This is a genomic window from Enterococcus sp. AZ067 (genome assembly GCF_051715005.1).
GTDB lineage: Bacteria > Bacillota > Bacilli > Lactobacillales > Enterococcaceae > Enterococcus_D > Enterococcus_D casseliflavus.
In genome coordinates this window covers 2,506,114-2,523,340 of record NZ_JBIOSY010000001.1, presented here as the reverse complement: position 1 = coordinate 2,523,340, position 17,227 = coordinate 2,506,114, and the positions used below count along the sequence as shown (strand labels likewise).

10 protein-coding genes are annotated in these 17,227 nt (G+C 32.5%); all 10 read left to right on the top strand.

Going from position 1 to position 17,227, the window contains the following annotated elements:
* Positions 1 to 15 precede the first annotated feature (15 nt).
* Entirely contained in the window at positions 16 to 516 is a 501-nt protein-coding gene (locus tag IGI82_RS11885) for a cell wall elongation regulator TseB-like domain-containing protein (protein WP_010749344.1), read from the top strand.
* Between the two features lie 50 nt (positions 517 to 566).
* Entirely contained in the window at positions 567 to 1,760 is a 1,194-nt protein-coding gene (locus tag IGI82_RS11880; protein ID WP_005229502.1) for a pyridoxal phosphate-dependent aminotransferase, read from the top strand.
* A 43-nt stretch (positions 1,761 to 1,803) separates the two neighbouring features.
* The gene (gene asnS / locus IGI82_RS11875) at positions 1,804 to 3,102 is read left to right on the top strand and encodes an asparagine--tRNA ligase (protein ID WP_005229504.1); all 1,299 of its coding nucleotides are present in this window, start codon (positions 1,804 to 1,806) and stop codon (positions 3,100 to 3,102) included.
* Positions 3,103 to 3,303: 201 nt separating this feature from the next.
* Positions 3,304 to 4,467, top strand: a complete 1,164-nt coding sequence (locus IGI82_RS11870) for a CDP-glycerol glycerophosphotransferase family protein (RefSeq protein ID WP_081116199.1) — start codon at positions 3,304 to 3,306, stop codon at positions 4,465 to 4,467.
* Positions 4,457 to 5,203 (top strand): WecB/TagA/CpsF family glycosyltransferase, encoded by a 747-nt coding sequence (locus IGI82_RS11865; RefSeq protein ID WP_181409176.1) that lies wholly within the window; start codon positions 4,457 to 4,459, stop codon positions 5,201 to 5,203. The genes IGI82_RS11870 and IGI82_RS11865 overlap by 11 nt, the downstream gene beginning before the upstream one ends.
* The gene (locus IGI82_RS11860; protein WP_115232549.1) at positions 5,184 to 6,383 is read left to right on the top strand and encodes a CDP-glycerol glycerophosphotransferase family protein; all 1,200 of its coding nucleotides are present in this window, start codon (positions 5,184 to 5,186) and stop codon (positions 6,381 to 6,383) included. The genes IGI82_RS11865 and IGI82_RS11860 overlap by 20 nt, the downstream gene beginning before the upstream one ends.
* A 3-nt stretch (positions 6,384 to 6,386) precedes the next feature.
* On the top strand, positions 6,387 to 9,692 hold the full coding sequence (locus IGI82_RS11855; protein WP_438842265.1) for a CDP-glycerol glycerophosphotransferase family protein: 3,306 nt from the start codon (positions 6,387 to 6,389) through the stop codon (positions 9,690 to 9,692).
* Positions 9,693 to 9,826: 134 nt separating this feature from the next.
* Positions 9,827 to 12,727: a CDP-glycerol glycerophosphotransferase family protein gene (locus tag IGI82_RS11850; RefSeq protein ID WP_438842264.1), complete on the top strand. Its 2,901-nt coding sequence runs from the start codon at positions 9,827 to 9,829 to the stop codon at positions 12,725 to 12,727.
* Positions 12,724 to 16,077, top strand: a complete 3,354-nt coding sequence (locus tag IGI82_RS11845) for a CDP-glycerol glycerophosphotransferase family protein (RefSeq protein ID WP_438842263.1) — start codon at positions 12,724 to 12,726, stop codon at positions 16,075 to 16,077. Before IGI82_RS11850 ends, IGI82_RS11845 begins: the two co-directional genes overlap by 4 nt.
* Positions 16,074 to 17,219, top strand: a complete 1,146-nt coding sequence (locus tag IGI82_RS11840; protein ID WP_438842262.1) for a glycosyltransferase family 4 protein — start codon at positions 16,074 to 16,076, stop codon at positions 17,217 to 17,219. Before IGI82_RS11845 ends, IGI82_RS11840 begins: the two co-directional genes overlap by 4 nt.
* Positions 17,220 to 17,227 lie beyond the last annotated feature (8 nt).

The following is a 17,227-nucleotide window of genomic DNA, read 5'->3' as shown; positions in this document are numbered from 1 at the left end:
ATTGGAGTACGAAGTGTGAAAACAAAAGACAAAGAACATCGGCGTGTGGTTATTTTGCTGAGTGCGATCACAGTCTTACTGGTCGTTATTCTCTTCGCTTCTATTTTCTATCTCCGTTCTTCTCGTCCAATGCGACAAGCAAGAAACGAAGCAATCGAAATAGCAGAAAGATACACCGATTTAGCAGAGGTCGAACAATTTTATTGGTTTACCCGTGAGGAAACCTCCTTTAGCATTGTTGGAAAGGATACGAATAACAATGAGATCGTTGTGATCATCCCAAAAAGCGGTGAGAAGGTTTCTGTTTTTAATCAAGCGGATGGGCTGACGGAAGCACAAGCTAAGGCATTTGTTCGCGACAATCATCAAGGTCAGGAAATCCAAAAGGCCGCATTGGGTATTTTTGAAGGCGAGCCAACTTGGGAAGTCATGACGAAAGATGGCGATGGTCGTTTGAACTATTATTTGATTGGTTTCAAAGATGGCGAAGAAATCAAAGCGATCACTGAACTATAGGAAGACGCTTATGATAGAATGAATTTTGGATCGTAGAAAGGATGATAAACATGGTACTTTCAAAAAGAGCAGAAAAATTGGAACCCTCCGCAACGTTAGCGGCATCTGCTAAGGCAAAAGCGTTAGCGGACCAAGGTGTAGACGTATTAAGTCTAACTGTCGGTGAACCCGACTTTATTACCCCGAAAAACATTCGCCAAGCAGCGATCGCAGCGATTGAGAGCGGCAAGGCCAGTTTTTACACAGCAACTGCGGGGATTCCTGAGTTAAAACAGGCGATTCTTGCTTATATGAAAGAGTTTTATGGTGCTGACTATGATTCAAACCAAGTGATCGTGACAGATGGCGCGAAGTTTGCCCTTTATACGCTGTTTCAAGCGCTCCTTGATGAAGAGGATGAAGTACTCATTCCAGTGCCTTATTGGGTCAGCTATGCGGAACAAGTCCGTTTAGCGCAAGGGACACCTGTGTTTGTTGAAGCCAAGCAAGAAGCCGATTTTAAAGTTTCTGTGGCTCAATTAGAAGCTGCTCGTACAGAGAAAACGAAAGCCATCATTTTAAACTCGCCTGCCAACCCTACAGGGGCGATTTACTCAAAAGAAGCGTTAACGGCAATCGGCAACTGGGCAGTGGAAAATAATATTTGGATCATTGCCGATGATATCTATGGTCGTTTGGTTTATAACGGCAATACCTTTACATCGATCGCAAGCTTATCAGAAGAGATCCGCAAACAAACCATCGTGATCAATGGCGTTTCTAAAACCTATTCTATGACTGGGTGGCGGATCGGATTTGCTGTCGGCGATGCAAAAATCATCAAAGCGATGATCGATATCGCTTCCCAAGCTACTAGCAACCCGCCGGCTGCTAGCCAATACGCAGCAGTTGAGGCACTGACTGGGAATCAAGAATCGATTGAAGTGATGCGTCAGGCCTTTGAAGAGCGCTTGAACAAACTATATCCGCTAATTGCCGCTATTCCTGGTTTTCAGGTGACGAAACCCCAAGGCGCGTTTTACTTGTTCCCAAATGTCAAAGAAGCCATGACGATGTGCGGCTATCAAACCATTGATGCCTTCGTGGAGGCCTTGCTGATGGAAGCCCACGTGGCAGTAGTGACTGGTGCTGGTTTTGGTACACCAGATTATTTACGCATCAGCTATGCAACTGATTGGGACACGTTAGCGGAAGCTACCAAACGAATCCATGATTTTGTTGAAAAGAAACGCCAAAAAGCTTAAAATGCTCTATGGTGCCTTTATTAATTAGATAGGAGAGAATCAAGTGGAATCTATTCAAATTTTAGATGCAAAAAAACACGTTGGCGAAACCGTTCAAATCGGAGCATGGGTTGCTAACAAACGTTCTAGCGGCAAGATCGCCTTTTTACAACTTCGTGACGGAACAGCGTATTTTCAAGGAATCGTTGTAAAAAGTGAAGTAGGGGAAGAAGTTTTCCAATTAGCGAAAAATCTAAATCAGGAAACTGCCGTACTGGTCACTGGGGAAATCAGAGAAGACAGCCGCTCAAAATTCGGCTATGAAATTGGTATCTCTGGTTTAGAGGTTGTTGGGGAAAGCCATGATTACCCAATCACACCAAAAGAACACGGAACAGATTTCTTGATGGACCATCGTCATTTATGGTTGCGTTCCTCAAAACAACACGCCATCATGCAAATCCGAAACGAAATCATTCGGGCAACGTATGAATTTTTCAACAAGAATGGCTTCATCAAAATCGATCCACCGATCCTAACCGGATCAGCACCAGAAGGAACGACTGATTTATTCGAAACCAACTATTTCGATCAAAAAGCATATTTGTCTCAGTCTGGTCAATTGTACATGGAAGCTGCCGCTATGGCGTTTGGCAAAGTCTTTTCTTTTGGACCAACTTTCCGTGCCGAAAAATCAAAGACACGTCGTCACTTGATTGAATTTTGGATGATTGAACCAGAAATGGCCTTTATGCACCAAGAAGAAAGCTTGGAAGTCCAAGAGCAATACGTGGCATTCTTAGTGCAAAATGTGCTCGATAACTGTGACTATGCATTAGACGTCTTAGGCCGTGACCGTGAAGTCTTGAAAAAATACACCAAATTACCATTCCCACGAATCTCTTACGATGATGCAGTGGCATTATTACAAAAGAACGGCTTTGATGATATTCAATGGGGCGATGACTTTGGCTCACCACATGAGACCTTTATTGCCAATTCATTCGATCAGCCCGTCTTTATCTTAAATTATCCAAAAGCCATCAAACCTTTCTATATGAAGCCACATCCAACGAGAGAAGATGTCGTGATCTGTGCCGATATGATCGCACCAGAAGGCTATGGCGAGATCATAGGCGGTTCTGAACGTGCCATCGATCATGAATACCTGCTAGAACAAATCCGCGCCCACGGCTTGGACGAAAATGAATATTCATGGTATTTAGATCTACGCAAGTACGGCTCAGTTCCTCACACCGGCTTTGGCCTTGGATTAGAACGGACCGTTACCTGGTTATCAGGAATCGAGCACGTAAGAGAATCCATTCCATTTCCACGGTTGTTGAATCGGATTTATCCGTAAAAAAGATAAAAAGTCAGCTTGATTTGAAGCTGACTTTTTTTGTTTTCTTAAATGTGATGAATAAGATTACTGCTAATTGACTGATGCTAATGAAAGAAAAGCTCAAAAACAGTTAGAGTAATATAACGGTTTTGTTACAATTATTTTCTTTTCACTAATAATCATGTAAAATAAGAACTAATGTGAAAATAGAGGGTAATTATGAAAAAAAATTTTTTTGTTTCATTATCAAAAGAAGTATATTTATTTTTAGTTCGTCTTTGTTCCTTAGGGAAAAGGCGTAAAAATGATAAAATCATTTTTCTTGTCAGTTTTCCTTCAACAAGCAACTACGTTTTGGAAGCTCTGGCTGAAGCCTATGGTGATCGACTGATAATTTGTTACACCAGAAATGCGCGACAAATGGTTTCAGTATTTGAGAAACAAGGATTTAAGAGCTATCTTGTGGATTCCTTTGCAATCCTTTGTTTAAAAATCATACCGATACTAAAGAAGTCAAAATTGATCATTTGTGATAATTACTTTGCTTTTTTGGGTGGTATGATATTAGATAAACAAACGAATGTTGTTCAAATTTGGCATGCCAATGGAGCAATTAAAAAGTTTGGTCTTCAAGCACAGTATGCAAAAAATGCTGCTCCTGCGGATCGTCGGCGCTATCAGAAAGTTTATAATAAATTTACTCATTTTGTAGTAAGTTCACCCACAATGGCAACGATTTTCAAGGATAGTTATAATATTGATCCGATCTTTCTAAAGTTCGGCTATCCATTAACTGATTATTACTATCAATTAGATGATGAAACAATAACTTATCAAAAAAACGCTTTGCTAGAGGATATGAACAAGAAAATCGCTCTTTACTTACCTACCTACAGAGAGAATACCGATGATAATAATCCCTTAGATTTTGATTCTATATCAAATCAATTGAATGAAGATTGGGCATTATTCATTCATCCACATCCACATGATAAAAAGATGATAGAATTAGCAAACCAATACCCAGAATATTTTATTAAAGATGATAAGGACTACGATTTAAAAAATTTAATAGCAATGGCGGACTGTTTGATTACAGATTATTCTTCAGTACCTTTTGAATATTCTTTAGTAAACCCTCGTGGGAAGATCATTTATTTCTGTTATGATTTTGAACTGTACGATGAAATTGTCGGAATTCAAGAAGAGTTTAAGAAAGATATAGGTTCTTCCATTGTGAAATCCTCCGAGGAACTTTTTTCCAGTATAGAGACGATGGGAAATGAGGATTTGTCAGATTTTAACCAAACTTGGAATACGTATGTTTCCGGGCGCGCCATTGACTCTTTTTTAGAATGGATTGATAAGCAATATGAAATCTGAAAATATAATGGGCGTTTTAGTTGATCCAATCACCTATGGAGAAGTGATGGACGATTTACCTCACTATATCGATAGTGATAAAAAAATGACTATCATTAGTGTAAACCCGCAAATTATTACTGAAAGCAGAAAACATCCAGATATCGTAACGTTTATCAATCAGAGTACCCATCGGATACCTGATGGAGTCGGAGTGGTTCTTGTTTCAAGATTAACTGGAGGAAAGATAAAAGAAAGAGTTACTGGTTATGATTTAATGGTAAGATTGCTAGGTTACGCAAATGAAAATAAGATGAGTGCTTTTTTTTATGGCGCTAAACCTGAAGTGCTGTCTGATGCGATAAAAAATATTAATGATCAGTACCCCAACCTAGGGATTGCGGGTGCTATAGACGGTTATACGACTCTTGATAATGAGTCAATTGTAAATAAAATAAACGCTGTAAAGCCAGATTTTGTATTTGTTGCGTTAGGATTTCCCAGACAAGAACGGTGGCTTGCCCAAAATATGAATGCGATACACGCTTCTGTTTTTCAAGATGTTGGTGGGAGCTTTGATGTTTTGAGTGGTCATGTAAAAAGAGCCCCTAATTTTTTTATAAACCTTCACTTAGAATGGTTGTATCGCTCGTTAAGTAATCCGACCAGATTAGGAAGAATTGCGCAATTGCCTGTTTTTTTAGTTAAAAGTATCTATTGGAAGCTGGTGAATAGAAGTGATCAAAAGAATAATTAGTTTTTTTTATCGAATACTATTTAATTTTATAGCATCTATTTTTCCAGTAAAAAAACAAATGGTTATATTCGAAAGTTTTAACGGGAAAATTCCTTCTGATAATCCTTTAGCGATCTATCAAGAGATGATACAATCGACTGATTTTGCAGATTGGACTTTCTACTGGAGTATAAAAAAAGAAAGTTTGTCAGAAGCGAAAAAAAAATATCCTGAAATATTTTTTATCTCACGTTTTTCCTTTAAATGGCTTTTGTTAATGCCAAGGGCTGGTTTTTGGATCTTTAACTCCCGTTTATCTGAATGGCTTAAAAAAAATAAGCAGACAATTTATTTGCAAACGTGGCATGGTACGCCCCTAAAAAAATTAGGAGCAGATATTGATAACGTGGTTATGCCAAATACTGATACGCAAAAATACAAAGCTGGCTTCTACAAAGAAAGTAATCGGTGGGATTACTTGATTGCCCCAAATGAGTATTCAAAAAATATCTTCAAGACGGCGTTTGGTTTTGAAAATACTTTCTTAGATATTGGTTATCCAAGAAATGATGTTTTAGTACGTTTCAAAGATGATGATAATACAATTAGTCAGCTTAAGAAAAAAATTATTGGAGATAGAAAAGGGCATGTTCTATTATATGCACCGACCTGGCGAGACGATTATTTTATTTCAAAAGGAAACTACAAGTTCTTTATGCCATTTGAATTGAGTCAACTTACTTCTAGAATGAATAAAGACGATACATTGATAATTCGACCGCACTATTTAGTCAAAGAATCTATTGTAATAGATGGCTATGAAGACCAAATCAAAATATGTTCGGATGAGGATATTAATGAGTTATATTTAATTAGTGACTGTCTCATAACGGATTATTCTTCTGTAATGTTCGATTATTTGATATTAAAAAAACCGTTGATTTTCTATCCATATGATTTAAATCATTATGAAAATGGGATCCGAGGATTTTACTTCGATTATAGTGAAGTACCAGGATCTATCTGTTTAGATGAACAGTCATTCTACCAGGTTATAGAAAAATTTTGTCGTCAAACTATTGATTCAGAATGTTCGGATACGAAATATCTAGAATTCTATAATAAATTTTGTTCTTGGGAAAATGGTGATGCTGCTAATAAGGTAGCTGAACTGATCAAAGAATGCAATATAAGGGGATAACACATGAGTGCTTTAAGTAATGTGAAAACGATATTAAGTAAAGTAGTGACTAGTTTTGTTTCAGAAAATGGCAAAATAGCATCATACTATATAAAAGCGAGTAAAAAGAAAATACAAAAGAACACGATCCTTTATGAAGTTCGAGATGGGCAATCGATTGTAGATTCTCCCTACGCAATGTTTATGCATTTAGTAAAAGATCCCGAATATGCTCATTTTCATCATATCTGGGTTATCAACGACTTAAATTATCCCACAGTAAAACGTATTAAGGCAGAGTTCGACAATGTTGAATTTGTAGAAAGAAACTCAAAAAGATATTTGCTTTGGCTGGCAACAGCAGAGTATTTAATTAACAATGCTACTTTCCAGTCATTTTTCTTAAAGAGAGAAGGTCAAACATACATAAATACTTGGCACGGAACGCCTTTGAAATATATGGGATTTGACATTCCTGGTAATCCAGCCCATTCTCAAAATGTTGTACGAAATTTTTTAATGGCTGATTACATCTTGTCACCTAACTCACATACAACAGAGATTTTCTCAAAAAGCTATCGTTTAGATGGATTGTTTCCTGGAACGATTTTAGAAGGCGGATATCCAAGGATTGATAGGACGAATAAAACGGAACGGCTGAACACTCAAAAAGAGTTTGACTTATTAGGTCTGGATTACAATGACCAATTACCTACGATTTTATATACACCTACATGGAAGGGAGCTTCTATTCTAAACCCTTCAAATGATAAGCAGCAAATTATCAATGAAACAATATTTTTAAAACAATATTTCCAAGGACGATACAATGTTTTGGTCAAAGTACATCCGTACGTTTATAAATCACTAAGCAAAAATGATCAAATTAGAACAATATTAGTTCCTGATTATTTTGATCCAAATGAAGTCTTATCGGTGGTAGATTTACTAATTACGGATTATTCTAGTATATTTTTTGACTATTTAGTTACAGATAAGCCAGTTATTTTTTATGTATGGGATAGAGATTTATATGAAGTAAATCGAGGGATGTATATTAAAGAAAGAGATCTTCCAGGTCCTGTAGCTGAAACGATAGAAGATCTTATAGATTTAATAGAAAATAAAGAAACTTTTATTACTGAATCTTATGAACGTTATGTTGCTATGAAAAATAGTATCAATTATTACCAAGATGGACAGGTAACACAACGTTATATTGAGAGGATATTTCACAATGTAGCTTCTACCAAAATTAAAGAGATATCTCTTAGAACACAATTGAAGAAAATAGTTATATATCCTGGAGGAATGAGAAATAATGGGATAACCACTAGTTTTATCAATTTGTCTAATACAATAGATCATCAGCAATATGATGTTTCGATTATTCTTAATAAACCAATTTCAGATGAAGAAGTAAAAAACTTGAAGAAAATCAATCATAATGTACGTATGCTTTTTAGACCTGGGAAACCTCTATATACAAGAGGTGAATTACTAAGAGATGTTTTTTTTCAAATGTTTACAGTGAAAAAATTTTTAAGAACAATTTTACCAAGCAAAGCATATGAAAGAGAAGCTGCGAGAGCTGTAGGTAATGTATATTTTGATGTGGCTATTGATTTTAGTGGCTATAGTTTTTTTTGGTCAAAATTAATAGCATTCATGAAATGTAGAAAAAAAATAATATTTCAGCATAATGATTTATTGAGCGATTCAAAAAAAATCATTAATGGAAAAGCACCGCACAAAAAAAATCTACCAGCAGTTTTTTCGATTTATTACTTGTTTGATCGTATTTTAAGTGTTTCAAAAGAAACAATGGAAGTAAATAAAGTGAATTTGAGTAAGTATATTCAAGATGATCAAATTGGATATACAACTAATACAATTGATATTGAAAAGATATTAACAAATAAATCCCCTTCGTTTAATTTTTCTGATGGAGAGGATATAAAAATATATGATTATAGATTTAGTGGCAAAATTATTAAGTCAGGCAATTATAAGCTAGCTAAAAATTTGTCTGCTGTAGTTAAAAAGACTTTCTCTAGTATGAATATTACGGAGGATGATAATCTTTATGTAATAGCATCCGCTTTTTATGACAACCACGAATATGTAAAAGTAACAATAAATGGAATATATAGAGGTTGGATGCAAAAAAAGTATATCTATGTTGTTAATGAAACAGAGACGTCATCGAATGAATTGGTAGAAAGATGCTCGTTAATTGCCACTGTCAATTGTATTAATGATGATTTAATCTACCATTCATTAGATGATTTCGAAAAAGCTAGATCTCCACTCAGGTATTTAAATAATACTTATGTATATCTAAGCAAAACTAAAAAAATCAATGATTATGATTATTACTATATCGAAAATCGTTTAGGCGCTATTGGATGGGTTAAAACTGATTATTTATCAAACTTTCATCGTATTTTTCATTTAGGGCTGCTAAAAAAATATTTTTTAAATAAAATATCAGAACGCAAATCACTTGTTTTGGACAACTTTGAATCTATTTCTATCCTAGGAAAATTTAAAAAAGATATTTCTGTGGCTTGGTCTGAACCTGAACAAATTTTAGGAAGTGAGCCTGTTTTCGTAGATTTTAAAAAAAACGATAAATTATTATTCATTAAAAAAGGTGCTATGAATAACGTAGAATATTATTGTAGTAATGTGATGGATGGGAAATTATTGTGGTTCAAAGCTGATAATGTTGTTGAGATAACGACGGAAACTAAGCAGAAGCCTCCTATAGATTTTGAAATAAAGAAAGATTTAATACAAAATTTAAGGTTACCTGAAATAAAAAATGAATGTATTAATCTAGTTAATATGGGAAGACTTTCACCAGAGAAGAACCAACTGAATTTGATTAAAGCAATAGGTATGTTGATTAATAAGTACCCAAAATTGTGTTTGTATATTCTGGGGGAAGGTCCATTAAAATTGGAAATGCAACAATTGATCCAAGAGTTAGACCTAAAACACAATGTGTTTTTATTGGGGCATCAGGACAATCCGTTTGATATAATGAAGCAATGTGATTTCTTTGTTTTTCCTTCTATTTATGAAGGACAACCGATGGTACTACTTGAAGCACTAACGTTAAAATTGCCAGTCTTGGCATCTGAAATACCTGCCAATATCTCTGTTTTAAAAGGGCAATCTTCTCAGTATATCAAAGGTTTTACACCTATGGAAATAGCAGAAGCGATTCAAAAATGCTTAGAGACAAATAAAAAAGAAGTTTCTTTTGATCCCTATGCTTACAATGAAAGAGCAATAAGAAATCTATATTTAGAATTAGAATAATTTGAAATATAAAATAGGATAATTTATATATACATGGAGACGATTCTATATAAAAGAGCAATAACCATTGCTCTTTTTCAAAAAAACAATCATATATGTGAAAAAATCTACGCTTAATAAAGTGAGGAAATGAAATGGCTTCTGAAAAAAACACACTTATGTCTGAATTTAGTTCAGAAGAAAACAAGTTAGAAAGAATTTATTTAAATTTTGGTAACTATTCAGAATTGAATATGGGGGATATTTTATGTCTCAAAGATATTCATGAAGAATGTTTCCAATTTCCAATAATTACAGACGGTCAAAGTTCATTTATTTCTGTTAATCAAAATGATTTTGAAAATCTAGTGGGAAAACCATTATATATTGTTAGCAGCAACAATAATGAATCTAAATTCCCATCAATATTAACAAAATATATAAAGTTATCTGGCAAGTTTACACAGCCAGAACAAATAAATGAATCTTTCTGGTGGGTCCTCCAAAAAGATAAAACTGATTTCTTGATATATATTGATTCTAAGCAAAATGTGCTTAACTATGTAGCTCAAAAGATTATCTCAGCAAACATAATCTCTTTCAAAGAACTAGTTTATTCAGAAAAAGTTGAATTAACAGCTGAGTATAATTCAAATGAGTTTGAATTTTCTGGCGTTCATTTTCATCAAGGTGGAATGAATAATTGGGACAGCTTTATTCCTTGTTCAGCAGAAAATAATCGATTTTCTATAATAATAAATTTTAATGATATATTAAGGGAACCTGATAGATATGAAATGTATTTAAGATTTACGTATGAAAAGCATTTGTTTTTTGTGCCATTGAATTCATTATTTCAAAAATATCTAAAATATTCCCTAGAAGAAAATGAACGTATAGCAATAACTTTTGAAAAAAATAGACCATTTAGTGTAAGATGGTATTTTGAAAATTATAATTTATCGATAACTAATTTTCATTTTGACTCAAATAAATATAAATTTAAATTGGTAGAAAGAGTTAGTGTTGGTGAAACAACAAAACAAATTAGAATCAAAAAGAGGAAAACAAATCAGTTTTATTATGTAACTTTATTTAAGGAAAATGATTATTATTGCTTTTCTGCTGAAGAATTGTCGACTATTAAAGTTGATGAATTATTTCGAGGGGATCTCCAGCTTCCTGTGATTTATCCCTCTGGTAGAGTGGATTATTATTATTTGAAAGAACAAAATAAATTGATTGGAAAGTACATTAATATAGATGCCTGTAATCATTCTGATTTTTTGAGTCAGTCGTTTTACATCGCTCAAAATGGAAGGGTATCTTATGTTATAGGAACGCATCAGCGAGTTCTTAATGAGTCATACTCATGGATCAATCCGCTTTTGAACAGAATCTCGGTAAAAAAAAATCACTTTATTGTAGAAGTAGATACCAGAACTACAGAGTTTAAGGCATCATGTCTTCATATCCATTTTCGTAAAGGTGAGGATTGGAATGAAAAACAAATAGTTCCTAACTCTGAGAGGCTCTCAAAAGATGGAAATATTATTCAGCTTTTTTTTATTGATGTACAAAAATATGATTGGGAGCAATTTTATCAAGATTTATATTTAAAATATGAAGCAAATTCGGGAATTACTTTTTTCAGAAAAATTAAAAATGAATCCAGAGTTACAAAATGGAAATTAAGATATAGCTTAAACAGTAACCAATTTCTTTTTCCTTATGATTCAGAAATAGATGGACGTTATCTTATATATCCATACATCACCAGAAGCAATGAATTAAGCCTAAATTATCGGATTCAAGGTAAATTCGAGACAAGAAAGTATAAATGGAATGAAAAGTTAGCGGTTCTTCAATTTCTATTCACATGGTGGCGTCCAGATTTGAAAAACCTTTGGTTGACGCATGAAAAGTATGGAGAAACTGCTCAAGATAATTCTTATTATTTTTTTAAGTTTATGTATGATCATCATCCAGAAAAAAAACTGTTTTATGTGATTGATGATACATCTAGTGACTTTAAGCGATTGAGCGGTATGGAGGATCGAGTTCTTTCATTTATGAGTAGAAAACATTTATATTATTTGCTTTTCGCCAGTCTGATAGTTGCATCAGAATCTAAAGGTCATGGTTTTTCATGGAGAACATCTAAAGGACTTGTAAGGCAAGCATTGGATTTAAAACCTTTTGTTTTTTTACAGCATGGTGTATTGGGACTTAAGCAAATTGATGATACATTCTCTGCTTCGGGACTTAATAAAGCTGAAATGTTCACTACTAGTTCAGAGTTCGAAAAACATATAGTCATTGATTATTTGGGGTATAAGGAAGATGCAGTTGTGGTAACTGGACTACCAAGATGGGATAATTTGAATCAAGGAGAATGTAAAAAAAATAAGTCAATTCTTATTATGCCCACATGGAGAAACTGGCTGGAGGAAGTGGAAGACAAAGTTTTTCTACAATCTCAATATTTCATTACTTATAACAATCTGATAAATTCTCAAGAATTTGCAGCTTTTCTAAAAAAATATGATTTAACCGCTAATTTTTACCTACATCCTAAATTTAACCAATATAGCCATCTATTTAAGAATGTAAATCCAAATTTACACATTATTTACTTTGGGGAAGCTCCGGTAAATGAATTAATAAAGCAGTCTTCAATTTTAGTAACTGATTATTCAAGTGTCGCCTGGGAAGCCTTATATCAAAAAATTCCAACGATATTTTATCAATTTGATCAAGAAAAATATTTAGAAGAGCAAGGTGCATATATGGATCTTAATAAAGATTTATTTGGACCTGTAAGTATTACTGAAAAGGATCTTTTGAATGACCTTTCTCTATCAATTGAAAATGGACTGGATGAAAATACAATTAGTGATATACAAAAAAAATACTTTTCATTTGTTGATCAGAATAACGCTAAGCGAGTCTATAGAGAGATTTTGAAGAGAGAAAAGAATATCGAAGTCTCAACTGTAGATCTGATTATCCAAAGAATTAAATCAAGATTGTTATTCTGGAGGAGGAAATTATGAATATAGAGTTCAAAGAGAGTCAGGATACAATTGTAATAGACGCTTTTGGTAGTATCATTCTTAAAGAAAATGATGAAAATAATAAAAAAGCTCTTGTTTTAACCCATCTAGAAAGAAATATAACTAAAAAAATTCATGTAGATAAAAATAGTGTGAGTAAGGAAGAACTTTTAGAACAGATAGCACTACTCGATAAAGGGGAATGGCTGTTACAATTCATTATAGAGTGCCAAAATAAAATAGAGGTGTACAATGTAAAAGCTGAGTTTTTCAGTGAAATTATTAGTAGTCCTTTTTATCGAATATTATATCGAAATAATGAGTGCATTTTGAACGTGCTCACAAAAAAATTAACATTTTCTTTCATAGAACTTAATACTCATATTATTACACTTTCTTCTGAAATATTGAAAAAAGTTGAAATAAAGAAAGTGATCAATAAAACTAATAGCAAGTTTGAAACGAAATTTGAAGTGATAAATGATAAACTGCTAATCGATTTGGAAACTATTACTTCGCATAAATATTATGGTGAAATTAATTTAGAACTTGAGTATTGCGATGGAGTCACACTAAATACATCTGCAATTACTTGCATAAACGTAGAGAATGAAGAAAAAAAATATAAATTAGAGACAAAAGATATATCGGAAGATTGGGTGAAAATTAGTTCGAAGGGAACTCTTTCGATTGTCAATTCAAAATTTGGCAAAGAGTTATTGCAATTAGAAAAGTTATCAAGCTTAAAAGAAGAATTTACATTGTTTATACAAAATGAAAACGGAAACTCTTTTTCTTTTGCATTATCTTCAAGAATGAGTGATGAACAGCAGATTGCGAATGAAATTAATAATATTATTTCTGAGATGCCATATTCAAAAAAATGGCAAATGCTTGCCGTGGACTCAAAAGGACATGTGCATCAAATTATGTATGATAATTTTTTTGCAGAAAAAGTGAATGTATTTTATAAGGAACAATTTATATTGGTATCTGACGAAAGGAATTCAATGGTATGTATTAATCAAAGATTGGCAAAAGAATATCCTATTTTTGGTATTAAAGAATTGTTCAAAAATGGAAGCCATGATTTAATACTTACATTGCTAAATTCAAAGAATTTTTCAAATCTTAGATTTTATTTTATTCATAGAAGAACAAAGAATAAGACTAGTGAAATACTTTATTCTCAGAATGGATTCGAAATTTCGATTGACCTGTCACAGTTAAATCAATCAATCTATAAGTTAAGAGGGCTGTATGATTTATATTGTGAATATGATTTTCAAGGTAATAGCTTTACATTAAAAGTTACAGATTCAATAAAAGATTCCACTTTTTTAGTAGAAAAGAATATTTTCTCTGAAGATTTTTCAGTTTATCAAAAAGTCTATTTATCAAAGGAACGATGTATCACAATTTACGGTTCTTCACTTAATGCAAGAATTAAGTATCTTTATGAAAATGAGGAGCATATAGTACTGGCATACCAATTCTTACTTAATAGTTTGAATTTAGATGAGGTGAAAAATGAGTCGGTCAGTCTAACAAACATAACTACTGAAGAAAAGCACCTGTTAGAAAAAAGTTTTGTTAAAAAAGAGACGAATGAATTTCTTATTTTTTTAGATAAAAAAGAAATGCTTCATATTGTTAATGAGATCTCAAACCTTAAGTTCTATATTGATGTAGATCTTTCGTATAACGACACTATTTATTCTATAAGGATGAATGAGAACAAATTTGAAAAATTTTCTCCTCAGAAATATAAAAGATATCCTGAATTCAATATATCTGATGTGTATAAAATTCAGTTTTTATTTGCGAAGAATGAACTAATATTTACTATATCTTCTCAAACAAAAACAGAAGTACTTAGCATAAGAAAAAATACGATAGTTATAAAAGATATTTTCAGAACAGATGTAAGACTTGTTGGTATAAAAGGAAACGAAATTTTTGACATTGCAAAGGGTGTTAGAAGAAAGCACGGGCTAACTTTCGAAATCGATTCATTATTTTTAGAGTCACTAAAAATGAATAATAGTTACTTTAAGTTGCTTATTATGGATGATGAGAATAATTTATTTAATATATTAAAAGGAAAGATGAACCAGAAGAAAATTTGCTATAAAAGCTACAAAGATGGTGCATATAAAATTTCATGGCATACTAAAAGCGAAGAACTGTATCTTGATTTTTTATATTTAGTTAATCCGATTACAAAATCTTATCTTTTGAAAAATAGGTTAGCTTATATAGGAGCATCTGTCTCTCGCCTATTTAATAAAAATCCAACTTGGTTAGTTGGTGAAAATTTTGGAATTTCACATCAAGATAATGGTTATTTGTTTTTTAGTAGCTCATTAAAATCATCAGTACCAGAGAAAACATATTTTGTAACTAGACAACTGTCAGAATTTAGTAATCAAGATAATTTGTTGGTTTATGATAGTTTTAAACATCTTTACAAGTATCATTTATCCTCAAAATTGATCGTGTCCCATGGAGTAAGAGATGCTATTCCTTCTTTATATCATTATGATAGAAATAATGATAAATCCATTTATCACCTGCAGCACGGGATAATAGCAATGAAAAAAGTTTATTTTAATCCAAATTCTTATAGAGGTAAAATGAGAAAAATGGTTGTGAGTTCACAAAAGGAAGCTGATATTTTAATCAAAAATATGGATTTTAGACCAGTAAATATCATGGTGACTGGACTTACGAGGTATGATTATTTAGTCAACTCAAGCTATTTAGACAAGAATAAGGAGATTTTTGTAATGCCAACATGGAGAGATTGGCTTGTACAAGATGAAGATAATTTTAAACATAGTGACTTTTTTAAATATTACTATAAACTTTTGAATGATAAAGACTTATCCGATTTTCTTATTAGTCATAACATAGTACTTAAATTTCTACCTCACATAGAAATGCTTCGAAGATATGGTGATTATTTTAAAAGTGAACTTCCGAATATAGAGATAGTTGATAGTCATACAGAATCAATACAAGATTTAATTAAATCTTCAAGCTTATTAGTCACAGATTATTCTAGTGTTGCATTTGATTTTGCTTATCTAAATAAACCGATTATATTTTTCCAATTTGATGTGGAAGAATATATGAATCAGCGTGGGGCGTTTATTAATTTTAATAAAGATTTATTTGGAGACAGATGTAAAGACTACGAAGAATTAAAAGCTTCATTGATTAAAACGGTGGAAAATAATTATTCAAACAATCCTTTTTACAAAGAAAGAGCAAATCAATTTTTTGATTTTCATGATGATGAGAATTTTTTGAGAACTTATCAAGGAATAAAGAGGGATAATGTATGAAGGTCACATTTATAGTTTATAATATATATGGAATTGGCGGAACTGTACGTACCGTTGTTAACACAGCAAATTATCTGGTTAATAATGGATATGATGTATCAATAATGAGCATTAAGAAAACTTTTGATACGCCTAAGTTTGAAATTGATAAGCAAGTCAAATTAGTGCCGCTATTGAATACTAGAAAGCAATTTTCAGATAAGTCTTTTAAATCTAAGATGGCTGCATCCATTAATAAGCTTCCAAGTTTATTCATAGATAGAAATGAACTCCTTTATAAAAATCTATCTTTGTACACGGATATTTTATTAATTAAAGCATTAAAAAATTTAAAATCAGATGTTGTTATTTCTACATTTCCATCACTAAATTTTTTTAACGCTAAGTATGTTAACAAGAATGTCGTAAAAATTGGACAAGAGCATGCACAGCTTTCTGCACATCACAATACGATTAAAAGAAAAATAAAGAGATATTATAATGAGTTGGATTGTTTAACTGTTTTGACACCGAAAGAACAAGAAGATTATGAAGCATTTCTAGACCAATCGATCGACATTAAGGTAATTCCAAACGGAATTAATAATACAGAATTCAAAACAGATTACAGCAATAAAGTAATCGTATCAGCTGGAAGATTTGTTTTTGAAAAAGGTTATGAGAGATTAATATCCTTATATGAGCCTATTGCAAAAAAATATCCTGATTGGGAACTGAGAATATATGGTTCTGGAAATGATTTTAATTTGATGCTAGATACTATTTTTGAAAAGGGAATTTATAATAATGTTTTTCTCTATCCTAATACACCATTAATTATGGAAGAGCTCTCGAAATCTTCAATATTTGTATTACCATCTAGATTTGAATCTTTCGGAATGGTTGTCATCGAGGCTATGTCAGTCGGATTGCCTGTCATATCTTATGATACGTATGGACCGACCAATATTATAGAAGACTCAATTGATGGATTTGTTGTTCCTATGGATGATGAAAAAGAATTTCAAGAAAAACTTGAACAACTTATAGAAAACCATGATCTTTTGGAACAGATGGGAGAAAATGCGAAAGTAAAGTCAAAATCATATTTATTTGAAAATATAGGGAGCTTATGGGACAATCTTTTAAAATCTTTCAGATAAATGATGTC